General features: G+C 65.4%; 20 protein-coding genes and 2 tRNA genes. 19 read left to right on the plus strand and 3 right to left on the minus strand.

Annotated features, from left to right (window positions below; translation table 11 throughout):
* Nucleotides 1-9: 9 nt before the first annotated feature.
* The 5 genes from metG (at nt 10) to IAQ70_RS13310 (ending at nt 5686) form a co-directional block, all read left to right on the plus strand.
* Complete coding sequence (gene metG / locus IAQ70_RS13290; RefSeq protein ID WP_190989783.1) at nt 10-1569, plus strand: methionine--tRNA ligase; 1560 nt, start codon at nt 10-12, stop codon at nt 1567-1569.
* 259 nt (nt 1570-1828) lie between these two features.
* Nucleotides 1829-2476 carry a hypothetical protein gene (locus tag IAQ70_RS13295; protein WP_190989784.1) on the plus strand — a complete coding sequence of 216 codons (648 nt, stop codon included), beginning with the start codon at nt 1829-1831 and terminating at the stop codon, nt 2474-2476.
* A 115-nt stretch (nt 2477-2591) separates the two neighbouring features.
* A complete protein-coding gene (locus tag IAQ70_RS13300; protein WP_190989785.1) occupies nt 2592-3344 on the plus strand; it encodes a class F sortase in 753 nt (250 codons plus the stop codon).
* A gap of 65 nt (nt 3345-3409) precedes the next feature.
* Entirely contained in the window at nt 3410-4462 is a 1053-nt protein-coding gene (locus tag IAQ70_RS13305; RefSeq protein ID WP_190989786.1) for a 3-isopropylmalate dehydrogenase, read from the plus strand.
* 111 nt (nt 4463-4573) lie between these two features.
* Complete coding sequence (locus IAQ70_RS13310; protein WP_190989787.1) at nt 4574-5686, plus strand: branched-chain amino acid aminotransferase; 1113 nt, start codon at nt 4574-4576, stop codon at nt 5684-5686.
* Between the two features lie 98 nt (nt 5687-5784).
* Here IAQ70_RS13310 and IAQ70_RS13315 read toward each other — a convergent pair whose 3' ends face one another.
* Nucleotides 5785-6384, minus strand: a complete 600-nt coding sequence (locus IAQ70_RS13315) for a hypothetical protein (protein ID WP_190989788.1) — start codon at nt 6382-6384, stop codon at nt 5785-5787.
* A gap of 137 nt (nt 6385-6521) precedes the next feature.
* Between IAQ70_RS13315 and IAQ70_RS13320 the strand changes: the two genes are divergently transcribed.
* The 8 genes from IAQ70_RS13320 (at nt 6522) to IAQ70_RS13355 (ending at nt 14404) form a co-directional block, all read left to right on the plus strand.
* Nucleotides 6522-7316 carry an MBL fold metallo-hydrolase gene (locus IAQ70_RS13320; RefSeq protein WP_317983656.1) on the plus strand — a complete coding sequence of 265 codons (795 nt, stop codon included), beginning with the start codon at nt 6522-6524 and terminating at the stop codon, nt 7314-7316.
* Between the two features lie 42 nt (nt 7317-7358).
* Nucleotides 7359-8135, plus strand: coding sequence for a fumarylacetoacetate hydrolase family protein (locus IAQ70_RS13325; protein WP_190989790.1), 777 nt, complete (start codon nt 7359-7361; stop codon nt 8133-8135).
* Between the two features lie 60 nt (nt 8136-8195).
* Nucleotides 8196-9710: a glutamate--tRNA ligase gene (gene gltX, locus IAQ70_RS13330; protein ID WP_190989791.1), complete on the plus strand. Its 1515-nt coding sequence runs from the start codon at nt 8196-8198 to the stop codon at nt 9708-9710.
* On the plus strand, nt 9710-10447 hold the full coding sequence (locus tag IAQ70_RS13335; RefSeq protein WP_190989792.1) for an HAD family hydrolase: 738 nt from the start codon (nt 9710-9712) through the stop codon (nt 10445-10447). The genes gltX and IAQ70_RS13335 overlap by 1 nt, the downstream gene beginning before the upstream one ends.
* A 139-nt stretch (nt 10448-10586) precedes the next feature.
* Nucleotides 10587-10658, plus strand: a tRNA-Gln gene (locus tag IAQ70_RS13340).
* Nucleotides 10659-10802: 144 nt separating this feature from the next.
* Nucleotides 10803-10875: transfer RNA gene (locus IAQ70_RS13345), tRNA-Glu, on the plus strand.
* Nucleotides 10876-11075: 200 nt separating this feature from the next.
* A complete protein-coding gene (locus tag IAQ70_RS13350) occupies nt 11076-12791 on the plus strand; it encodes a dynamin family protein (RefSeq protein WP_317983660.1) in 1716 nt (571 codons plus the stop codon).
* On the plus strand, nt 12788-14404 hold the full coding sequence (locus IAQ70_RS13355; RefSeq protein WP_190989793.1) for a GTPase: 1617 nt from the start codon (nt 12788-12790) through the stop codon (nt 14402-14404). Before IAQ70_RS13350 ends, IAQ70_RS13355 begins: the two co-directional genes overlap by 4 nt.
* Nucleotides 14405-14407: 3 nt before the next feature.
* Here IAQ70_RS13355 and IAQ70_RS13360 read toward each other — a convergent pair whose 3' ends face one another.
* Nucleotides 14408-14950: a DUF1697 domain-containing protein gene (locus IAQ70_RS13360; protein WP_190989794.1), complete on the minus strand. Its 543-nt coding sequence runs from the start codon at nt 14948-14950 to the stop codon at nt 14408-14410.
* Between the two features lie 68 nt (nt 14951-15018).
* A complete protein-coding gene (locus IAQ70_RS13365; protein WP_190989795.1) occupies nt 15019-15738 on the minus strand; it encodes an IclR family transcriptional regulator in 720 nt (239 codons plus the stop codon).
* Between the two features lie 115 nt (nt 15739-15853).
* Between IAQ70_RS13365 and leuC the strand changes: the two genes are divergently transcribed.
* From leuC to IAQ70_RS13395, 6 genes are all read left to right on the plus strand, one after another.
* On the plus strand, nt 15854-17308 hold the full coding sequence (leuC, locus tag IAQ70_RS13370; RefSeq protein WP_190989796.1) for a 3-isopropylmalate dehydratase large subunit: 1455 nt from the start codon (nt 15854-15856) through the stop codon (nt 17306-17308).
* A gap of 10 nt (nt 17309-17318) precedes the next feature.
* Nucleotides 17319-17921 carry a 3-isopropylmalate dehydratase small subunit gene (leuD, locus tag IAQ70_RS13375; protein ID WP_190989797.1) on the plus strand — a complete coding sequence of 201 codons (603 nt, stop codon included), beginning with the start codon at nt 17319-17321 and terminating at the stop codon, nt 17919-17921.
* A gap of 226 nt (nt 17922-18147) precedes the next feature.
* Nucleotides 18148-19473 (plus strand): UDP-N-acetylglucosamine 1-carboxyvinyltransferase, encoded by a 1326-nt coding sequence (gene murA, locus IAQ70_RS13380; protein ID WP_190989798.1) that lies wholly within the window; start codon nt 18148-18150, stop codon nt 19471-19473.
* A 10-nt stretch (nt 19474-19483) separates the two neighbouring features.
* Entirely contained in the window at nt 19484-20251 is a 768-nt protein-coding gene (locus IAQ70_RS13385; protein WP_190989799.1) for a lysophospholipid acyltransferase family protein, read from the plus strand.
* Nucleotides 20248-21300, plus strand: a complete 1053-nt coding sequence (locus IAQ70_RS13390; protein ID WP_190989800.1) for an NAD(P)H-dependent glycerol-3-phosphate dehydrogenase — start codon at nt 20248-20250, stop codon at nt 21298-21300. Before IAQ70_RS13385 ends, IAQ70_RS13390 begins: the two co-directional genes overlap by 4 nt.
* A 2-nt stretch (nt 21301-21302) precedes the next feature.
* Nucleotides 21303-22451 carry a D-alanine--D-alanine ligase family protein gene (locus tag IAQ70_RS13395; RefSeq protein WP_190989801.1) on the plus strand — a complete coding sequence of 383 codons (1149 nt, stop codon included), beginning with the start codon at nt 21303-21305 and terminating at the stop codon, nt 22449-22451.
* Nucleotides 22452-22455: the final 4 nt, after the last annotated feature.

A 22455-nucleotide genomic window follows, 5' to 3' on the forward strand; every position in this document is an offset into this window, starting at 1 on the left:
CGTCCGCACGTGACTGCTTCAGAGAAATCCCCGTTCTACATCACCACGGCCATCACTTACCCGAACGGCGTGCCCCACATCGGGCATGCCTACGAGTACATTGCCACCGACGCCATGGCCCGCTTCAAGCGGCTGGACGGGCATGAAGTGATGTTCCTGACGGGCACCGATGAGCACGGCATGAAGATTGCGCAGGCGGCCGAGAAAGAGGGCATCACGCCCAAGGAGCTGGTGGACCGCAACGCCGAGGTATACAAAGCCGCGCACGCCGCCCTGGGCATCACGTACGACCGCTTCATCCGGACCACGGACACCGACCACTACGCCGCGTCGCAGGCCATCTGGAAGAAGATGGAAGCCAACGGGGATATTTACCTGTCCAAGTACGAGGGCTGGTATTCCGTCCGGGACGAGGCGTTCTACGTGGAAGACGACACCGTGGTGAAGGACGACGGCGTGCGCTACTCCAAGGAGACGGACACCGAAGTGACGTGGACAGCGGAGGAGAGCTACTTCTTCCGGCTGGCCGCCTACCAGGACCGCCTGCTGGCGCTTTACGAAGCCCAGCCCGAATTCGGAGCTCCGCAGTCCCGGTTCAACGAGGTCATCAGCTTCGTCAGGCGCGGCCTGGAGGACCTTTCCATCAGCCGCACCACCTTTGACTGGGGAGTTCCGGTACCCGGCAACGACAAGCACGTGATGTACGTGTGGGTGGACGCGCTTACCAACTACCTGACCGGTGTGGGCTACCCGGACGTTGAGTCGGAGTCCTTCCGCAAGTTCTGGCCGGCTGACGTGCACATCATCGGCAAGGACATCTCCCGCTTCCACGCCATCTACTGGCCCGCGTTCCTGATGAGCGCAGGCATTGAGCTGCCCAAGCGGGTCATGATCCATGGCTTCCTCCACAACAACGGGGTGAAGATGTCCAAGTCCCTGGGCAATGTTGTGGCCCCGGCGGACTTCGTGGCACAGTACGGCCTCGACCAGGTGCGGTTCTTCTTCCTCCGCGAAGTCCCGTTCGGTGCCGATGGCAGCTACAATCACGAGGCGATTGTGGGCAGGATGAACTCGGACCTGGCCAACAACTTCGGCAACCTCGCGCAGCGCTCACTTTCCATGGTGGCGAAGAACTGCGACGGCAAGGTTCCGGTGCCGGGGGCCTTCACAGCTGAAGACACGGCGATCCTTGAGCAGGCCAACGGGCTTCTTCAGACCGCCAGGGCCGCTTTCGAAAAGCAGGAGTTCAGCCGCGCTTTGGAGGCCATCTGGGGCGTACTGGGGGACACCAATGCCTACTTCGCCGAGCAGGCCCCGTGGGTGCTGCGGAAGACCGACGTCGGCCGCATGAACACCGTCCTCTACGTCACGCTCGAAGTGCTGCGGATCGTGTCCATCCTTGCGCAGCCGGTGATGCCGAATGCCACGGCGGCCCTGCTGGATACCCTTGGCCAGCCCGAGGGCGAAGCGCGCCAGTTCGCCGCGCTCACCACGCCGATCGTCGCCGGAACGCCGCTGCCCGCGCCCTCGCCGGTCTTCCCCAAGTATGAGGAACCCGCCGAAGCCTAGGTAGGTCCGGGCAGGCTTGTTTGTACCCGAACTGAGTACGGTTCGGGCAAAGGCAGTAATTGGCCTCCCGGAAAGCGGGTAACGAGTACTGGAGACACAGGGATTGCCGCTGCATAGCCTAATCGGGTTAGCAAGCTGATGATTCGCATCTGGGAGAACCGTCGCACCGATGCAGCTGTTTGCCATTTTCGCCCTTGCGTCGGGGCGCCGTTTTCCCCACGTCTGATCAGTTTGGACCAGACTATGGATGGAGACGGAAATGAAACGGATCCTTGCCACCTTGGGTGTCACCGGCCTCGCATTACTCGGTGCCACGGCTCCGGCTACAGCAGGGGGTGACGATGGAGAAGACGACCACCGAACTATTACTATCTGCCACGCCACCGGCTCGGAAAGCTATGAGCAGCTCACGGTTGACTGGCATGCCTTGAAGGGGCACGCCTGGCATGATGATGACATCATTCCTCGGGGCGAAAAGTGGGACGGTAAGAACTGGGACGCCGATGGGCGAGCCATTTATTACAACGGTTGCGAGCCTTGCCCCGAAGAGGAGGTTGTTCCGGAGGAACCGGTGGTTGTTGTTCCGCCGGTTGTTGTTCCGCCGGAGGAACCGGTGGTTGTTGTGCCGCCGGTAGTTCCGCCGGTTGTGCCGCCGGTAGTTCCGCCGGTTGTACCGCCGGTAGTGCCGCCGGTAGTGACTCCCATCGGGGCCGTGGTTGCACCGCCGGCCGCTCCCGCCGTGGTGGTCAATAACCCCGGTTTGAACGTCCAGACCGCCGTGGCACCCACCGGCTCGGTGCTTGCTCCCTGGGCCGCTGGCCTGATTGTGATGTTGCTCGCGGCCGCGGGAGTGGCTGCCCGCAAGGTGCTGATGGCAGGCGGCCTGCCCGGGGACCGCAAGGACTAATCCCGGTAACTGACGCCTGCAAGGGCGTCCGGTAACACAGTGGCAGGCGCCGTGGCCGAAAGGGCACGGCGCCTGCCGCCAGCCACGCAGATTCCCACAAATATGCGAGGGAACCATGGACACCGAACCCCAGCAGCTCTCCTCCGATCCGCCCGTAAGTCCAGATCCGGCCGGGCCGGGACCGGACGCCCGGCCTCGGAGGATTTTCAGCGTCAGAAGCACCCTGTTCGTGGTGCTGTGCGGGCTCCTCGCCTATTTAGCTGTTGCATTTCTTCCCCAGATCACAGGGCCTGGCCCTGCTCCGGCAACGGTGATTGCCCAGCCAACGCCCACAGCCCTGGCCACGCCGACACCGACGCCGGCACCCACTGGCGTGCAGACGGAGGCAGTTCCCCCGGTTCCGGCCGGTCCCGCCGCGGCCCCGCCGCAACGGCTGGTTTACCCAGCGGCGGACATTGATGTGGTGATCCATCCGCTGGAACCCAGCGGCGAGGACGAGGCCACCCAGACCATTGTGCCGCCACCTACGATGGACGGCTACTGGCTCACCCCCTATGGGGCTCCCGGCGCGGGCTCGAATAACACCACGTACGTGGCCGGCCACAGCTGGCTGGACAGGGATGCACCCTTTAACCACCTGAGCGCGAAGGCCGCTGTGGGCGACCAGCTCACCGTCGCCACCGCCACCGGCGGACTGGCCTACCGCGTGGATTCTGTGACGACCTACAGCAAGTCAGGCCTGAAGGACAGTCCCATCTGGCAGGTGGTGCCCAATAGGCTGGTCCTTATTTCCTGCTACACGGATGATCCCTGGGGAACAAACGTTGTGGTGGTTGCTTCTCCGGACCCGGCCGTTCCTCTTCGGTGACTCTCGTCATCTCAGTAAGTGAGACTGATTGTCCGGCATGCGGATTCAGTTAATATTCTTGAACCATGAGCGCATCCACCATCAATCTCGCAGTTATTCCCGGTGACGGCATTGGCCCCGAGGTCATTGCCGAGGCACTGAAGGTTCTCGAAAAGGCAGTCGCAGCCGAAGGCGTCGCCCTGGAGCAGACCCACTACGAGCTTGGTGCCGAGCACTGGCTGGCTACAGGGGAAACCCTGCCGGATGACGTCCTGGCAGACCTGCGCACCCGGGATGCGATCCTGTTCGGTGCGGTGGGCGCTGCACCCGGCGACACCAGGATTCCGTCGGGCATCATCGAGCGGGAGATGCTCCTGAAGCTCCGCTTCAGCCTGGACCACTACGTCAACCTGCGGCCCTCACGTTTGTACGGCTCGGTGGGCAGCCCGCTGGCCAACCCCGGTGTCATCGACTTCATCGTCGTCCGGGAGGGCACCGAAGGTCCGTACGTGGGCAACGGCGGCACTCTGCGCGCTGGTACGCCGCACGAGGTGGCCACCGAAGTCTCACTGAACACGGCACACGGTGTGGAGCGCGTAGTCCGCGATGCCTTCCGCCGCGCCAGCGCCCGTGAACGCAAGCACGTGACCCTCGTGCACAAGCACAACGTCCTCGTTTACGCCGGCCACCTGTGGAAGCGCACGGTCGAAGCTGTCGCCCAGGAATTCCCCGAGGTCACGCACGATTACCTGCACGTTGATGCGGCCACCATCTTCATGGTCACCGACCCCTCCCGCTTTGACGTGATTGTCACGGACAACCTCTTCGGAGACATCCTCACCGACCTGGCCGCGGCCATCACGGGCGGCATCGGGTTGGCCGCTTCCGGCAACATCAACATGGACCGCACCGCGCCGTCCATGTTCGAACCGGTCCACGGCTCCGCCCCGGACATTGCGGGCCAGCAGAAGGCTGATCCCACCGCGGCCATCCTGTCTGCGGCGCTCCTGCTGGACCACCTCGGCTATGCCGGCGCGGCACGGAAGATCGAGGCGGCCGTGATCGCCGACGTCGAAAACCGCGACGGCGGTGCCCGCAGCACCAGCGTCGTCGGAGACGCCATCGTCGCAGCGCTCTAGGCACGCACCGGGGGCACTGCCAACGGGCGTAAGCTTGTTTCGAATTACCAACTGCTGCCCGGCGGTTCAATGCTGAATTTTCGTCCCAAGGCAGCCGATCGTGGAGGAACCATGACTCAGACTGCCCATGGCGTCGAATTCACCCAGCAGCCTTCGGCAACCCCGAAGTCAGCTGAAGAGCGTGCAGCCATCCTGGCCAACCCGGGATTCGGCAACTACTTCACCGACCACACGGCTGTGGTGGACTACTCGGTTGACGAACACGGCACCGGTGGCTGGCACAACCCCCGCATCGAGGCGTACGGACCCATTTCCCTGGACCCGTCTGCGGCGGTGCTTCACTACGGCCAGGAGATCTTCGAGGGCCTGAAGGCCTACCGGCATGCAGACGGCTCGGTCTGGACGTTCCGGCCGGAGGCGAATGCGGCACGCCTGAACAAGTCGGCCCGCCGGCTGGCGCTCCCCGAACTGCCCGTTGAGTACTTCCTGGGCGCAATACGGGAACTGGTGGCGGCGGACAAGGAATGGGTTCCTGCCGGCGACGGGGAAGCACTGTACCTTCGCCCTTTCATGATCGCCACCGAGGCGTTCCTGGGTGTCCGGGCCGCCCGTGAAGTCTCCTTCCGTGTGATCGCCTCGCCCGCAGGCAACTACTTCGGCGGCGAGCTGAAGCCGGTGTCCATCTGGATCTCGCGCGAATACGCCCGCGCCGGCCGCGGCGGCACCGGCGCAGCGAAGTGCGGCGGCAACTACGCCGCATCCCTGATCGCCCAGCAGGAAGCAGAGGCCAACGGCTGCAAGCAGGTCCTCTTCCTGGACCACTTCAACGATGACGCCGTGGAAGAACTCGGCGGCATGAACGTGTTCTTCGTTATGAAGGACGGCTCGCTCGTTACCCCCGCACTGACCGGAACCATCCTGGAAGGCGTCACGCGTTCGTCGGTGATGCAGGTGGCCGAGGACATGGGCCGTGAAGTCGCCGAGCGCAAAATTACGCTGTCGGAGTGGCGCGACGGCGTCGCGTCCGGCGAGATCGCCGAGGTCTTCGCGTGCGGAACCGCCGCCGTGATCACTCCCATTGGAGTTTTGAAGGACACCACGGAGTTCATCGGCTCGGAGGACGCGAAGGCGGGGGAGACAACCATGGCCATCCGCGAGCAACTCCTCGGCATCCAGACCGGAACCGTGCCGGACAGGCACGGTTGGCTGACCCGGCTCGCCTGAGCCGCCCAAGCCACCGCACCACAACGCGGGGTCACCTAACGCCCGATATCCCCATCGGGACGGGCGTTAAGTGACCCCGCGTTGCTGTTTGAGGCGGCTCAGCGGCGTGCGGCCTTCCGGGCAGCATTCTTGAGTGCCTTACGGGAGACGGGCTTCAGGGCCTTGCGGGCGGCTTCATCAGCGAGGGCCTGGTTGCGGCGGGCATCGATGATGTCGTTCCACAGCGTCGTCGCAAAAACACCGCCCTCGCGGGCGTACACGTCGTAGGGGTAGCCAGCAAAGATGGACGGCGTGGTGCTGCCCGTTGGCAGGTCCTTCCCTGTTACCTCCGCCACGGCGTCGGCAATGGCCCAGGTCCGGGTCAGGTGACGGGTCAGGTTTTCCTCAACAAAGATATTCGCATCAGTTGCTGCAGCGGCGCGCTTCATGAGTGACTCCAGCTCTCCGGCCACGGAACGGGCGGCCACTTTTTCCACCAGCTGTGAACCCGACTTGAGGTCCCCGGCGAAAGCATCCACTTCCTCACGCCAGTCGGTGGTTTCGCGGAACTTCTTCCACGTGGGGAACCAGATAATGCTGCCCGTTGCGTGGTTGTGGATGTGCTGGAGTCCGCTGTTCTTCTCCGTCGCAGCATGGTCATGGCCGGCAGTGTCCGCCTCGGCGAGGAGGTCTGCGAGGGTGGTGGATGTGGCGCTCATGGTGTCTGGCTTCGGCTTCCTGCTGGAGATTATTTGGTCTTCACTGGTGGTCAACCCCGGCCGTGCTCTGTTCTATTCCGGCAGTGAACGGCGGCAACGCAGCCGAGAATGCGAAGAGACGATGCAAAGATGGGACGGTGACTCCAGCTTCCAACCCCATCCTGCAGCGCAGCTCCGCCCTGACGCAGTTCATCCTGGCGCCCAACCCCGGGCCGATGAGCCTCGACGGCACCAACTCCTACGTGATCTCGGCCGCCGAAGCCGACGCTTCGGTGGTGGTGGATCCGGGCCCCGCGGATGAAGGGCACCTCCGACGGCTCGCGGACCTCGGCCGCGTGGAACTGATCCTGGTGACGCACCGCCACGCAGACCACACTGCGGGCTCGGTGCGGCTGCAGGAACTTACCGGCGCCCCGGTGCGGGCGGCGGACCCCCGGCACTGCCACGGCGGCGAACCGCTGCGGGACGGTGAAACCATCAGGGCGGCCGGGGTCTCCATCCAGGTATTGGCCACGCCGGGACACACCTCGGATTCGGTGTGCTTTCACCTGCCCGACGACGGTGCGCACGGCTCCGTGCTGACCGGCGACACCATCCTGGGCCGCGGGACCACCATGCTCGACTACCCGGATGGCGCACTGGGCGATTATCTTGAGTCTTTGGACCTGCTTGAAGCCATCGGGCAGGCCGCTGTCCTGCCCGCGCACGGGCCCGTGCTTCCTTCCCTTGAAGCCATTGCCCGTGCCTACCGCGGGCACCGCCTCGAAAGACTGGGGCAGATCCGGGAAGCGCTGCAACGGCTTGGCCGCGACGCCACCGTAGCCGCGGTGGCAGACGCAGTTTACGCCGACGTCGAACCTTCCGTCAGGCGGGCCGCCGAGATGTCGGTGGCCGCCCAGCTGGATTACCTCCGTGGACGGGCCGGAGGCTGACCGGAACGAAGGCCAACGGGTCAAGACTGTAGGCTGTTCACCATGCGTATTGCCCGGTTTGTAGTCGATTCTGATCCCCTCTATGGCGTTGTTGAAGGCGAGTCCGGCAGTGAGGAGATCACTGTCATCAATGGCGACCCTTTCTTCAACGGTGTGGAGCGCACCCACGTCAAGCACAAGCTCGAGGATGTCCGGCTCCTGGCCCCCATCATTCCGCGCAGCAAGGTCATCGGCGTCGGCCGCAACTTCGTGGAGCACGCTGCCGAACTGGGCAACGAAGTCCCCGCCCAGCCCCTGCTGTTCCTGAAGCCCAACACTGCCGTCGTGGGCCCGAACGATCCCATTGTGCTGCCGGACTTCTCGGAGGAAGTTTCCTTCGAGGCTGAGCTGTGCGTAGTCATCGGGCGGATCTGCAAGGACGTCCCGGAAGAGCGCGTTGATGACGTGATCTTCGGCTACACCTGCGGCAATGACCTCACCGCGCGCGACGTCCAGAAAACGGACCTGCAGTGGGCGCGCGCCAAAGGCTTCGACACCTCAGCGCCGCTGGGCCCGTGGATCGAAACCGAACTGGACACCGAAGACCTGCAGATCCAGGGCCGGCTCAACGGAGACCTGCGGCAGGACGGCAGCACCAGCCAGATGATCCGCGGCGTCCGGGAGCTGGTCTCCATCGTCTCGCAGGCGTTCACGCTGCTGCCCGGCGACGTCATCATGACCGGCACCCCCGCGGGTGTGGGGCTGGTGCAGGCCGGCGACCGGTACGAAGTCGAGATCGAAGGCATCGGACGCCTCTCCAACCCGGTGGTCCGCCGCTGACCGGTCGCGCCTTCACCCGGGCCCGGCTACTCCGCGGCAAGCGGTAAAGTTGGAGCCACTATGACTACTGCTTCTGCGTCGACTGCTGCCTCCGTCCCGTCCGTCACTGCCGAAACTCCGGTGCGTGTCCGGTTTTGCCCTTCGCCTACCGGAACACCGCACGTAGGGCTTATCCGGACAGCTCTGTTCAACTGGGCCCACGCCAAGCACACCAAGGGCACGTTCGTGTTCCGGATCGAGGATACGGACGCAGCACGCGACTCCGAAGAGAGCTACCAGCAGCTGCTGGAGGCCCTGAAGTGGCTGGGGATCACCTGGGAAGAGGGCGTGGAGGTCGGGGGCCCGCATGAGCCGTACCGCCAGTCACAGCGGCTGGACCTGTACAAGGACGTCGTCGCGAAGCTCCTTGAGGCCGGTTACGCCTACGAATGCTATTCCTCGCCCGAAGAGGTGGAAGCGCGCCACCGTGCCGCGGGCCGCGACCCCAAGCTCGGCTACGACAATTTCGACCGCGAACTTACCGAAGAGCAGATGGCCGCCTTCAAGGCCGAGGGCCGCAAGCCCGTCCTTCGCGTCCGGATGCCTGACGAGGACGTTGTCTTCACCGACCTGGTCCGGGGCGACATCACGTTCAAAGCCGGCAGCATCCCGGACTACGTCATTGTCCGCGCCGACGGCTCGCCGCTGTACACGCTGGTAAACCCGGTTGACGACGCCCTGATGGGCATCACCCACGTCCTGCGCGGTGAGGACCTCCTGTCCTCCACGCCCCGCCAGGTGGTGCTGATCCGCTACCTCATCGAAATCGGCGTCGCCAGCTACCTGCCCCTCTTTGGCCACCTCCCGTACGTCATGGGGGAGGGCAACAAGAAACTCTCCAAGCGTGACCCGCAGTCCAACCTGTTCCTGCTGCGCGACCGCGGGTTCATTCCGGAGGGCCTGCTGAACTACCTCTCGCTGCTGGGCTGGAGCCTGTCCGCCGATGAGGACATCTTCACTGTGGACCAGTTGATTGAATACTTTGATGTCAAGGACGTGCTCGCAAACCCGGCACGTTTCGACATCAAAAAGGCGGAGGCCATCAACGGCACCCACATCCGCATGCTCAACCCCGAAGACTTCCGTGCCCGGCTTGTCCCGTACCTGCGGACCGCCGGTTTCGTGGGGGAGGAGCTCACGGCACGCCAGGAGGAAATCCTCACGGAAGCCGCACCCCTGATCCAGGAACGCGTAACCCTGCTGGGCGAAGCGCCGGAGATGCTCGGGTTCCTGTTCAAGCCCGACGACGCCATCGACATCGCCGATGATGCCCGCAAGGGCCTGCCGGCCAACCTGGCTGAAGTCCTGGACGCCGCCCTGGCGGCCCTGGAACCTGTCCAGGACTGGACCCCGGAGAACATCCAGGCAGCCTTGAAGCAGGCGCTCGTGGAGGACCTCGGCATCAAACCCCGGCTGGCCTTTGGACCGGTGCGCACTGCCATGTCCGGACGCCGCATCTCGCCGCCGCTGTTTGAGTCCATGGTGATCCTGGGCAAGGACTCATCCCTGAGCCGGCTCCGTACCTTCCGCGGCTGATGACCATGGCAGGCACGGCAGTGGGCAGCGTCCTAAGGACACGCTTCGGGACCATCCGGGGTGTCCTCTTCGACATCGATGACACCCTGGTTGATCTCGAATACGCCATGACCACCGCCCTGCGCGAGGTCAGCGAACACCTTTTGCCCGGTCTGGACCAGACCGGCTGGGAGCGTTTCGGCAGGATTTTCACGCACGAGACGACGCACTACTACGACAGGTACCTGACGGGCGAGCTGACCTTCAATGACCAGCGCCTGCTGCGGGGCCGGGCCGCCCTGGGGCACTTCGGGGTGGAGCTTGCCGACGGCGAAGAGGCTCACCGGTGGCTGACCGCTTACAGCGAGCTGCAGCCGGCGTATGTCCGTGCTTTTGAGGACGTCCTTCCGCTCCTTGACGTGCTGGACGCAGCCGGCATCCCCTATGGCGCCGTCAGCAACAACGTGCACGACTACCAGCGCGCAAAGCTCGACGCCGCGGGGCTGGAGCGCGTGGGCCGGCTGGTCGGCACGGACACCGTAGGGGTGGCCAAGCCGGAGCCCGCCATCTACCTTGAAGGCGTCCGACTCCTGGGGACCGCCCCGAAGGAGACGCTCTACGTGGGTGACAACAGGCTGCTGGACGCCCAGGGTTCGACGGCGGCAGGGCTGGTGGGCGTCTGGCTTAACAGGGCGGGGGAGACCGCGCCCGGGTTTGAGGGCCATGAGGTCGCCTCGCTGGCTCAGCTGCTGGCCTAGCTGACGGGCCGGAGCGGGCCCCGACAGTCCGCTCCGGCCGCCGATTTGTGCCAACGAAAAGTCTCGGGTAGAGTAATTTCTCGTGCTGAGGCGCACGGAGCGCAGGTTGAAGCCTGAAACTCCGGCCCGAAAGTATCATTGGGATATGGTGTAATTGGCAACACTACGGTTTCTGGTACCGTCATTCTAGGTTCGAGTCCTGGTATCCCAGCTCTGGTTCAGGCGCTGAAAATGCGCTGATGATCAGGGGTTTCAGGCCGGTTCGCCGATTTGAAACACTCGCTCAGTATATGAAATACTCACTGAGCAAACCGGCCAAAAACCGGTTGGAAGTGAAAGCTTCCTGGAAGTACGCGGCCCCATCGTATAGCGGCCTAGTACGCTGCCCTCTCACGGCGGTAACGCGGGTTCGAATCCCGCTGGGGTCACAATATGACGGTCCCGGGCATCAGCCCGGGGCCGTTTTTCTTTGGCTGAACACGTGATGCACGGACGGGATGGACACCTGGACTGGCATGATGATGCTGTGACCCCTTCCGACGGTTCGCCACCACAGCCACCTCCGCCGCCGCGACGCGCACCACGCAGCCAGCCTGCCCGCCCGGCAGACCACGTTGCACTGGCCGCCGTGGGCCTGCTGGAGGCAGTGCGTGAGGATCTTTCCGCAGTCTCACTGCCCCTGGCACTGGCTGATGCAGGGCAGGCCCGGACGGAGGTCCGGAATACGGTGGCCCAGCTGGATGACTACATTCTGCCGCGGTACCGCAGCCTGGACGCCCCGCTGCTCGCCGTCGTCGGGGGTTCCACCGGTGCCGGCAAGTCAACACTGGTCAACGCCCTCGTGGGGCACCCCGTCACTCGTTCCGGTGCCATCAGGCCCACCACGCGGCAACCCATCCTGTTGCACCATCCCGCCGATGCCGGCTGGTTCGAAGGCCAACGCGTGCTGCCTGGCCTCAGCCGGATCCGGGGCACCATCTCGTCGGAACCACTCCCGGCCAGCCAGGCTGGGGCAACTCCGGATGCCGAGGCCATTTCCTCACTCGTCCTCGTGGCGGACCAGGCCGTCCCGCAGGGGATCGCGCTGCTGGACGCCCCCGACGTCGACTCCATTTCCGATGACAACCGCAGGCTGGCCGGACAACTCCTGGCCGCCGCGGACCTCTGGGTCTTCGTCACCACGGCCAACCGCTACGCGGACGCGGTTCCGTGGAAGCTGCTCCTGGACGCGTCCTCGAGGGACATCATGGTTGCCGTCGTGCTGGACCGCGTGCCTGCCGAGGCCGAAGCCGAAGTCAGCGCCGATCTTCGCGGGTTGCTGCAGAAGGAAGGCCTGGGAGCGGCCAGGGTGTTCGTGGTGCCGGAGACCGTCCTGGATGGCCTGGGCATGCTGCCGCCTCATTCCGTGGAGCAGCTGCAGGTCTGGCTGAGGAATCTTGCCGCTGATGCGGCGGGACGTTCCGAGATTGCCCGCCGGACGCTGAACGGGACGGTAAAGGCCTTGGCCGGGAGGGTCAGCGCTGTGGCTGAGGCGGTCCATGGTCAGGAGCGCGTCGCCGCATCGCTCCGGGCCGACGCGGAGGCCGCCTACCGCGACGCCGTTGCCAGGATCCTGAATGCCACCAAGGACGGCTCGCTGCTTCGCGGCGAAGTGCTGGCGCGCTGGCAGGACTTTGTGGGGACGGGTGAGTTTTTCCGGACGCTGGAGCAGAACGTTGGACGGCTGCGGGACAGGTTGGGTGCGTTCTTCCGGGGCGAGCCCACGCCGGCGGTCCGGGTTGAAGTGGCCATCGAAACAGGACTGCAGGCCGTCATCCTGGATGAAGCCGCCAACGCCGGCGAAGATACGGACCAGCGCTGGCGCTCGGACCCGGCCGGCCGCGCGTTGTTGGGTACCGATGACCTGTCCGGAACCAGCCCGGGGTTCGCCGACGCGACCGCGGCCGAGATCAGGGCCTGGCAGGCCGGCCTGATGGAGCTGATCCGCACGGAGGGGCAGGGGAAACGTACCCAGGCGCGGTGGCTCTCGTTCGGGATCAACGGGCTGGGCGCCGCTCTCATGATCGTGGTGTTTTCCATGACGGCCGGCCTCACCGGGCTGGAGATCGGCGTGGCAGGCGGCACCGCCATCGTGGGCCAGAGACTGCTCGAGGCAATATTCGGTGAGGACGCCGTCCGCAGGCTTGCCCAGACGGCCAGGGATGACCTCCATGCCCGCTGCCAGCGGTTGCTGGAGGCGGAGCAGCAGAAGTTCCTCGGGCGCCTCCCGGCAGGCGGCACGGCTGCCTCCCATACCCTCGCGGACCATGCCGCAAACCTCGCCCGGCTGGCGGAGCGCACATGAGCCGCCACGGCGCTGCCCGTGACGCATCCCAGCTGGACCGCAGGTTGGCGGCCCTGAACGACGCCCGTGAACTGGCAGAGGGCGTATTGCCCGATGCCACCCTGGAGGACGTGTTCCGGCTCCTCGAACGGGCAAGCTCCCGCCGCTCCCTGTCCGCCGATCACACCGTGGTGGGCTTCTTCGGTGCCACCGGCAGCGGCAAATCGTCACTGTTCAACGCGGTAAGCGGCGCGGAAATAGCGACGGCGGCGGCCCGCCGGCCCACCACGTCGGAACCTTTGGCGGGTGTCTGGGGAGCGGACGGCAGCGAGCCGTTGCTCGACTGGCTGGAGGTGCGTAACCGCCACCACGCCGTTCCTGTTGCGGGCTTCGCGGACGAGGGCACGGGGCTGATCCTGCTGGACCTGCCGGACTTCGATTCCACCCGGGCGGCCAACCGCGCGATTGTGGAGCGCATGGTGGGCCTGGTTGACGTGCTGGTGTGGGTGCTGGATCCGCAGAAATACGCCGATGCCGCTGTGCATAACGACTTCCTCGCCCCCATGGCAGCCCATGGAGCCGTGACACTCGTGGTGCTGAACCAGGTCGACCGGCTGCCCGAACGGGACGTCGAGCCTGTGCTGGAGTCCCTCCGGGGGATCCTTGCCCGCGACGGACTGGGCAAAGTGCAGATCCTGGGCGCCTCCGCGCTTACAGGCATAGGCGTGGACAGGGTCCGGGGCGCCATCCGTGGGGTGGTTACACAGCGCCAGGCACTTTCGCAAAGGCTCGGTGCCGACGTCACGCGCGCCTCCCGGAAGCTCAGCGAGGTCTCGGGTGTGGGTGAGGCAGCCGGCGTCAGGCCGTCGTCCACTTCACGGCTCACGGATGAGCTCGCCACAGCAGCCAACGTGCCGCTGGTGGTCGACGCCGTGGCCACGTCCTACCGCCTGGAATCGACACGCCGCACCGGGTGGCCGGTCACCAGGTGGCTGCTGCGCTTCAGATCCGATCCGCTGCGCCGACTCAACCTGAAGAGTTCCTCGCCATCCCAGCTCAACCGCACCTCGCTCCCGCCCGCCGGGGCCCCCGAACGCGCACGGACGGATGCGGCAGTCCGCGCGTTCGCGGACGCTGCCAGTGAGGGCGCGCCGGGGCCGTGGCGGGCGGCCATCCGCGGCGCTGCCCGTGAAGGGCGGGATGCGCTGCCGGACGCCCTGGACCAGGCCATCGCCGGGACGGACCTGATGACCTTCCGGAAGTCCTGGTGGTGGGGCATGTTCAATGTGGTCCAGTGGCTGGCGCTGGCCATCGTGGCCGGCGGGTTGGGCTGGCTCGGCGTGCTGGCCGGACTCGCGTACCTTCAGCTGCCCGTGCCGGAAGTGCCGCGGGTCGAGGGGTGGCCCCTTCCTACCCTGATGATCGCCGGCGGCGTGGTTCTGGGTATCTTCCTGGCTCTCACCGGGAAGGTCATCGGTGCGGGAGCGGCCCGGGCGCGGGCGGCCAAGGCAAGGAAACGACTCCGGGCGGCCGTCCGTGAGGTTGCCGGGGACCTGGTGGTGGAGCCGGTGGAAATCGAGGTGAGCAGGCTCAGTTCCTTCAATACCGCGCTCAAGGCCGCAGGCGGAACGTAGGGCCTATTGCGCCAAGGCTGCCGCGGCATCGCGGACCTTGATCAGGGTCCGTAGGTTCCGGGTTGTGGTGCTTGCCTTGAACTTCGCCTTGGCGGAGATCTTGCTGAAGGGGCTGTCGAGCGTTCCGCCGGCCGGAGCGAGCCAGGCCAGGGCCTCGGGGCCGAGCCGCCTCTGTTCGGTGCCGTCCAGTGCCGCCCCGGCTGCGTCCAGCTCGTCGAGCTTGGTGGTGTCCGAGGACAGCGTGATGTACGTGTGTGTCGCCTTGTCGTCTTCCGGGTAGGGGCAGGCGTCCACCAGCTCACCCACGCGTTGTGCGGTGAGGACAACCACCCAGGCGTCATAGCCGAAGGTGCCGCGCAGGCATGTCTCAATCGTCTGCTTGACAGCCGCCGGTTCGTCCGGGCTGGCAAGCACCACGTTGCCGCTGGCCAGGAGGGTCTTGACGCCCGTGAACCCCGCGGACGCGAGTGCATCCTTGAGCTCCGCCATTTTGATGTTGATTCCGCCAACATTGATGCCGCGGAGGAAGACTGCGTAGCTGTTCATGCGGACAGCTTAGCCATGGCGGGCCACGATGACGCCCCTGACGCTAACGCTGACGTTGCGCCAGCGTGTCAGTCGTTAGTCTTGCGCAGCGCCTCGGTGAGGAGCCGGCCGGCGTTGCAGACCACCTCGGCGTGGAGCCGGCCCGGCTGGCGGGTCAGGCGTTCGATCGGCCCGGAGATCGAGACAGCGGCGATGACCCGCCCGGACGGCCCCCGGACGGGGGCCGAGACTGACGCAACCCCCGGCTCACGTTCGCCGAGGCTCTGCCCCCAGCCCCGCCGTCGTACGCCTGCCAAAACGGTGGGCGTAAAGCGGGCGGCCTGCAGGCCCTCAAGGAGCCGGTCGTGGTCCTCCCAGGCGAGCAGCACCTGGGCGGCGGAGCCGGCCTTCATGGACAGCTGCGTGCCCACGGGAATGGTGTCGCGCAGGCCGATGGGCCGCTCAGCGGAAGCGACGCAGACGCGCCACTCGCCCTGGCGTCGGAAGATCTGCGAGCTCTCGCCGGTGGCGTCGCGCAGCTGCATCAGGATGGGCCCGGCCGAGGCAATGAGCCGGTCCTCGCCGGCGGCGGATGCCAGCTCCACGAGGCGGCTGCCCAGGACGAACCTGCCCTGGATGTCCCGGCTGACCAGGCGGTGGTGGATCAGCGCCAGGGCAAGCCTGTGGACCGTGGGCCGGGCGAGCCCTGTGGCGGCCACCAGCTGCGCCAGGGTGGTGGGCCCGGCCTCCAATGCGTCCAGCACATGGGCCGCTTTATCAATGACGCCGACTCCACTAGAATTGTCCATGTAATGATATTGCCGTCTCATTATCTGAGATGCAAATCTTTTGAGTGGCATATTCCACAGCCCTGCTGGTTCAGTGGAGCGTAACAGCCAAAACATGCAGTGAAGGGAGCTGGCCGTGGCAAAAACACTGGCCGAGAAAGTCTGGGACGCACATGTGGTGCGCAAAGGCGACGGCGAGGGAGCCAATGCCCAGCCCGACCTTCTCTTCATCGATCTCCACCTCGTCCATGAGGTGACCTCCCCGCAGGCATTCGAGGGCCTCCGCCTCGCCGGCCGCAAGCTGCGCCGCCCTGATCTCACCATCGCCACGGAGGACCACAACACTCCCACGCTGGACATCGACAAGCCCATCGCCGATCTCACCAGCCGCACCCAGATCCAGACGCTGCGCAACAACTGCGCGGAGTTCGGTGTCCGGCTGCACTCGCTCGGCGACGCAGAGCAGGGCATTGTGCACGTTGTAGGCCCGCAGCTCGGCCTCACCCAGCCCGGCATGACGGTTGTCTGCGGCGACTCCCACACTTCCACGCACGGCGCTTTCGGTGCGTTGGCCATGGGCATCGGCACGTCCGAGGTGGAGCACGTCATGGCCACCCAGACGCTGTCCCTGAAGCCGTTCAAGACCATGGCCATCAATGTTGAAGGCACCCTCCGTCCGGGCGTCACGGCGAAGGACATCATCCTCGCGGTCATTGCCAAGATCGGCACCGGCGGGGGCCAGGGCTACGTCCTGGAATACCGCGGTTCCGCCATTCGCGCGCTGTCCATGGAAGCGCGGATGACCATCTGCAACATGTCCATCGAGGCCGGCGCCCGCGCCGGCCTGGTGGCCCCGGACCAGACCACGTACGACTACATGTTCGGCCGCCCGCACGCTCCCCAGGGAGCGGACTGGGATGCCGCCGTCGAGTACTGGGACACGCTGCGTACCGACGACGACGCCACCTTCGACGTCAAAGTGGACCTGGATGCCGACACGCTGGAGCCGTTCGTCACGTGGGGCACCAACCCTGGCCAGGGCGTTTCGCTGTCTGCTTCGGTGCCGTCACCGGAAGACTTCGGCGACGAAAACGCCAAGGCTGCCGCCGAGCGTGCGCTGCAGTACATGGGACTGGCTGCGGGAACGCCCATGAAGGACATCCGGGTGGACACCGTCTTCCTGGGTTCCTGCACCAACTCGCGCATGGAGGACCTCCGGGCCGCTGCGGATATCATCCGCGGCCGGCAGAAGGATCCGAACATCCGGATGCTGGTGGTTCCCGGTTCGGCCCGCGTGCGGCTCGAAGCCGAAGCCGAGGGCCTGGACAAGGTCTTCAAAGACTTCGGCGCAGAGTGGCGTTTCGCCGGCTGCTCCATGTGCCTGGGCATGAACCCGGACCAGTTGGAGGTGGGGGAGCGCTGCGCGTCAACCTCGAACCGCAACTTCGAAGGCCGGCAGGGCAAGGGCGGCCGCACGCACCTGGTTTCGCCGGTAGTGGCAGCCGCAACGGCCATCCGTGGAACCCTGAGCTCGCCGTCGGACCTTGATCCGGCACCCGAATCCGCCGCCATCCGCACCAGCGCAGCCTAGGAGACCCGCCATGGAAAAGTTCACCACCCACACGGGCATCGGCGTCCCGCTGCGCCAGAGCAACGTTGACACGGACCAGATCATCCCGGCCGTCTACCTCAAACGGATTACCCGCACCGGCTTTGAGGACGCGCTCTTCTCCGCCTGGCGCAAGGATCCTGCCTTCATCTTGAACCAGGCCCCGTTCAACGCCGGCTCCGTCCTGGTTGCGGGTCCGGACTTTGGCACCGGGTCCTCCCGTGAGCACGCCGTCTGGGCCCTGAAGGACTACGGTTTCAAGACCGTCCTGTCGTCCCGGTTTGCGGATATTTTCCGCGGTAACTCCGGCAAGCAGGGCCTCCTGGCCGCCGAACTTGCCCAGGACGACATCGAGCTGATCTGGAAGGAACTCGAGAACGCCCCGGGCACCGAAGTCACCGTTGATCTGGTGTCCAAAACAGTCATTTGCGGCAACATCGTGGCCCCGTTCGAGATCGACGATTACACCCGCTGGCGGCTCCTCGAAGGGCTCGATGACATCGGCCTCACGCTCCAGCACGAAGAGGACATTACGGCCTACGAAGCCACCCGTCCCGCCTTCAAACCAACCACCCTGCCGGCCCGGCTTTCCTAAGCACCCACTGAGGCAACGCGGGGTCACGTAACGCCCGATAACATCGAATTATCGGGCCTAAAGTGACCCCGTGTTGCTTCTGGCGGGACTGGCGGAACGGCGGAAGGAACGACGCCGCGCCGCAGGCTTTGACGCCGCCGTATTTCGGTTCGGTAACGCAACCTCCTATGCTTAGCTGGAGCCTTTGCAAGTGTTTGGGGGCGAGTAATCGTAAGGAAACCGGTATATGAGTAGTGTTCTGACAATCCGCGGCGGAGTCCCGCTTACAGGCCGCGTCAGCGTCCGGGGGGCCAAGAATCTTGTTCCCAAAGCGATGGTGGCAGCCTTGCTGGGCAACGAACCCTCGGTGTTGCGGAACGTTCCGGAAATCAAGGACGTCGAGGTCGTCACGTCCCTGCTGCAGCTGCACGGAGTGACGGTGGTCAAGGATCCCGTCACCGGCGATCTGACCCTTGACCCGAAAGCGGCCAAGACCGCGCCGAGCACCGCGATCGATGCCCACGCGGGGGATTCGAGGATCCCCATCCTGCTGTGCGGACCGCTCATCCACGCGATCGGTGAGGCTTTCATCCCGGACCTGGGCGGCTGCAAAATCGGCGACCGGCCCATCGACTACCACCTCAACGTGCTGCGCCAGTTCGGTGCCGTCGTCGAAAAGCGCCCGGGCGGCATCCACATCTCCGCGCCCCGGGGCCTGCAGGGAGCCAAGATCTCCCTTCCTTATCCCTCGGTGGGCGCCACGGAGCAGGTACTGCTCAGCGCAACCCGCGCCGAGGGGATCACAGAGCTTTCCGGTGCCGCCACCGAGCCCGAGATCATCGACCTGATTGCTGTGCTGCAGAAGATGGGCGCCATTATCAGCGTCCAGACCGACCGCACCATCCGCATTGAAGGCGTCAAGGACCTGGGCGGCTACAACCACCGTGCCCTCTCGGACCGCAACGAATCGGCCTCGTGGGCTTCGGCGGCGTTGGTCACCCGCGGCGACATCTTCGTCGAAGGTGCCTCGCAGCGGGACATGATGACGTTCCTGAACACCTACCGCAAGGTGGGCGGCGGCATGGACATCGGCGAGGACGGCATCCGCTTCTACCACCGCGGCGGCAAGCTCAACCCGCTGGTGCTCGAAACCGACGTGCACCCCGGATTCATGACCGACTGGCAGCAACCCCTGGTGGTGGCCCTGACCCAGGCCGAGGGCGTATCGATCGTGCACGAGACCGTCTACGAAAACAGGTTCGGTTTCACCGACGCCCTCATCCGCATGGGCGCCAACATCCAGGTGCACCGTGAATGCCTGGGCAGCGTGCCGTGCCGCTTCGGCCAGCGGAACTTCCTCCACTCAGCCGTCATTTCCGGCCCCACCCAGCTCAAGGGCACCGACATCGACGTCCCGGACCTCCGTGGCGGCTTCAGCCACCTCATCGCTGCGCTTGCCGCCACCGGCACGTCCCGCGTGACCGGGATTGACATCATTAACCGCGGCTACGAGCGCTTTAGCGAAAAGCTGGCCGGCCTCGGCGCCGATTTCGACATCACCTCGACGAAGTAGCGTTGGGGTCGTGAAGGAAACAGCCAAGAGCCAGGCCACATTCGTTGTGGTCGCAGCCATCGTGCGCACCCTGCTTAACGGCATGATGAACAAAAAGTGGGAGGGCCTGGAGAACCTCCCGGCCGGCGGCTTCATCGCCGCGCCCAACCATTGCACGGAGATTGATCCGCTCATCGTGGGCCACTTGCTCTACAACCAGAAGCGCGCGCCCCATTTCCTGGCCAAGGCCGGGCTCTTCAAGGTTCCGGTGGTGGGCGCCATCCTGCGGGCCACCCGCCAGATCCCGGTGGAGCGCTCGACGGCGGGAGCGAACCGCTCGCTGCAGCTCGCCCAGGAGGTCGTGGCCGACGGCGGGGCCATCATCATCTACCCCGAGGGGACGCTGACCCGTGATCCGGACCTGTGGCCGATGAAGGGCCACACCGGGGCAGCACGCCTCGCGCTTGAAGGTGGAATACCCGTGGTGCCCATCGCGCATTGGGGCGCCCACGAGGTCTTCCCGCGTTACGCAAAACGCTTCCACCTTTTCCCGCGCAAGACGTCGCGTGTAGTGGTGGGCAAACCCGTGGACCTCAGTCCTTTTATGGGCGGAACGCTGGACAAGGCAACCCTTACCGCTGCCACGGACGCCATCATGGACGCCGTGACGGAATTGCTGGCCGGCATCCGGGGCGAGGTGCCTCCCGCCGAGCGCTGGGATCCTGCCAAACACAACCAGGCCACGCACGGCCGCTTCGTTGACCGGAAACGGCCTGACGGCGCAGCGGACGCCACGTGACCGCTGAGGGAAGCCGTCCCGGCTCGGCCCGCTCTGTTGCCGTCCTTGGCGCAGGTTCCTGGGGAACCACGTTCGCCAAGATCCTTGCGGACGCCGCCAACGCGGCGGGCGTGGAGCGAAGCATCCGGCTGTGGGGCAGGCGCAGCGAGGTGGTGGAGCAGATCAACTCCTCCCATCGCAACGAGCAGTACCTGAAGGACACGGTGCTGCCCGCCAGCATCACGGCGTCCGTGGATGTGCGTGATGTCTTGTCCGGCGCGGACCTGGTGGTCCTGGCGGTCCCGGCACAGTCGCTGCGCCTCCAGCTCCGCGCATGGAAAGCCATGGTTGCCCCGGACGCGGTGGTGGTGTCCCTGATGAAGGGCCTGGAACTCGGAACGGATGCCCGCATGAGCGAGGTCATCAGTGACGAACTCGGGATTCCCGATCACCGGATCGCCGTGGTTTCGGGGCCGAACCTCGCCATGGAGATCGCCCGTGAAGAACCTACGGCCTCCGTGGTGGCGTGTACGGACGACGCGACCGCGGGCTGGATTGCCAGGAGCTGCACCGCTCCCTACTTCCGCCCTTACACCACCGGGGACGTGGTGGGCGTGGAGATCGGCGGCATCGTCAAGAACGTCATCGCGCTGGCTGTCGGCATTTGCGAAGGTAAGCAGATGGGGGACAACACCAAGGCCTCCGTCATCACCAGGGGCCTGGCCGAAACGTCCCGTCTGGCCCTTGCGCTCGGCGGTGAAGCACGGACCATGGCCGGACTGGCCGGTCTCGGGGATCTGGTAGCCACCTGCTCCTCGCCTCTGTCGCGAAACCACACTGCCGGCCGGCTGCTGGGTGAGGGACTCACCCTTGATGAGCTCGCCCTGAAGATGACGCAGACTGCCGAAGGCATAAAATCGGGCCAGGCCGTGCATGAACTCGCGGGGAAGCTGGGTGTCGAAATGCCCATTACCGCCGCCGTTGTAGCCGTCCTCGCCGGCAAACTTTCCGTTGACCAACTGGGGCCCCTGCTGCTGTCCCGGGACCTGAAACCTGAAGGCGATTACTGACAATGTCTGACCAAAACCTGGCCACACCGAACCCGGCCCACCGCGTCAAACCACGGGTGGCGGTGCTTTTCGGTGGCCGGTCCAGCGAACACGCGGTGAGCTGCGTGACGGCTGCCGGTGTGCTGGGGGCCATCAACAAAGACAAGTACGACGTGATTCCCATCGGCATCGCCAAGTCCGGGCAATGGGTCCTGGCCTCGGCGGACACTGCCCAGTGGTCGCTGTCCGCGGCGTCGCTGCCGGAAGTCCCGGCGTCGTCGGAGACTGTGACCCTTGCCGAAATCGGCGGGGAGCACCAACTGATTGTGGCCTCGCCGGACGCGGTTCCCCGCGAACTCGGCACCGTTGATGTGGTCTTCCCGCTGCTTCACGGCCCGTTCGGTGAAGACGGAACCATCCAGGGGCTGCTGGAACTCTCTGACACCCGGTACGTGGGCGCCGGTGTCCTCGCGTCCGCGGTGGGCATGGACAAGCACTACATGAAGGTCGTTTTCGAGGCTGCCGGCCTGCGGGTGGGACCGTATGTTGCCGTCACGGACCGGCAGTGGCTCAACGACGCCGAGGCTGTCCGCAAGCAGGTGGACCGTCTCGGCTTCCCGGTGTTCGTCAAGCCGGCACGGGCGGGATCGTCCATGGGCATCTCCAAAGTGGATTCGCTGGAGGAACTGGATGCCGCCGTCGGGGAAGCCCGCCGCCACGACCGCAAGCTGGTCATTGAGGCTGGCATCGTGGGCCGGGAAATCGAGTGTGCCGTCCTGGAAGGGCGCGGAACGTCAGCGCCGCGTACCTCCATGCCGGGCGAGATCTCCGTGGCCGGGGGCGGTCATGATTTCTACGACTTCAACGCCAAATACGTTGAGGACGACGCCGCTTCGCTCAGCTGCCCGGCCGACATCCCCGAGGAAGCAATCGCCAGGGTGCGGGAGCTGGCGGCAGTCGCGTTCGACGCCGTCGGGGCGGAGGGACTGAGCCGCGTTGATTTCTTCTACACCCCTGAGGGCGAGCTGATCATCAACGAGATCAACACCATGCCGGGGTTTACGCCTAAGAGCATGTACCCGCAGATGTGGGCAGCATCCGGCCTGGACTACGCGGACCTTATCGACGAGCTGATCTACCTGGCGCTGAACCGGAAGACCGGACTCCGCTGACCAC

The organism is Pseudarthrobacter sulfonivorans, assembly GCF_014712225.1.
GTDB lineage: Bacteria > Actinomycetota > Actinomycetes > Actinomycetales > Micrococcaceae > Arthrobacter > Arthrobacter sulfonivorans.

What these genes read in the sequence shown, in the direction of transcription:
- IAQ70_RS13300 (WP_190989785.1), top strand. Translation starts at nt 2,592, where the DNA reads ATGGACACCGAACCCCAGCAGCTCTCCTCCGATCCGCCCGTAAGTCCA.
- IAQ70_RS13315 (WP_190989788.1), bottom strand. Translation starts at nt 6,384, where the DNA reads ATGAGCGCCACATCCACCACCCTCGCAGACCTCCTCGCCGAGGCGGAC.
- IAQ70_RS13335 (WP_190989792.1), top strand. Translation starts at nt 9,710, where the DNA reads ATGACCATGGCAGGCACGGCAGTGGGCAGCGTCCTAAGGACACGCTTC.
- IAQ70_RS13310 (WP_190989787.1), top strand. Translation starts at nt 4,574, where the DNA reads ATGACTCAGACTGCCCATGGCGTCGAATTCACCCAGCAGCCTTCGGCA.
- IAQ70_RS13305 (WP_190989786.1), top strand. Translation starts at nt 3,410, where the DNA reads ATGAGCGCATCCACCATCAATCTCGCAGTTATTCCCGGTGACGGCATT.
- murA (WP_190989798.1), top strand. Translation starts at nt 18,148, where the DNA reads ATGAGTAGTGTTCTGACAATCCGCGGCGGAGTCCCGCTTACAGGCCGC.
- gltX (WP_190989791.1), top strand. Translation starts at nt 8,196, where the DNA reads ATGACTACTGCTTCTGCGTCGACTGCTGCCTCCGTCCCGTCCGTCACT.
- leuD (WP_190989797.1), top strand. Translation starts at nt 17,319, where the DNA reads ATGGAAAAGTTCACCACCCACACGGGCATCGGCGTCCCGCTGCGCCAG.
- IAQ70_RS13355 (WP_190989793.1), top strand. Translation starts at nt 12,788, where the DNA reads ATGAGCCGCCACGGCGCTGCCCGTGACGCATCCCAGCTGGACCGCAGG.
- IAQ70_RS13395 (WP_190989801.1), top strand. Translation starts at nt 21,303, where the DNA reads ATGTCTGACCAAAACCTGGCCACACCGAACCCGGCCCACCGCGTCAAA.
- IAQ70_RS13365 (WP_190989795.1), bottom strand. Translation starts at nt 15,738, where the DNA reads ATGGACAATTCTAGTGGAGTCGGCGTCATTGATAAAGCGGCCCATGTG.
- IAQ70_RS13360 (WP_190989794.1), bottom strand. Translation starts at nt 14,950, where the DNA reads ATGAACAGCTACGCAGTCTTCCTCCGCGGCATCAATGTTGGCGGAATC.
- IAQ70_RS13325 (WP_190989790.1), top strand. Translation starts at nt 7,359, where the DNA reads ATGCGTATTGCCCGGTTTGTAGTCGATTCTGATCCCCTCTATGGCGTT.
- IAQ70_RS13295 (WP_190989784.1), top strand. Translation starts at nt 1,829, where the DNA reads ATGAAACGGATCCTTGCCACCTTGGGTGTCACCGGCCTCGCATTACTC.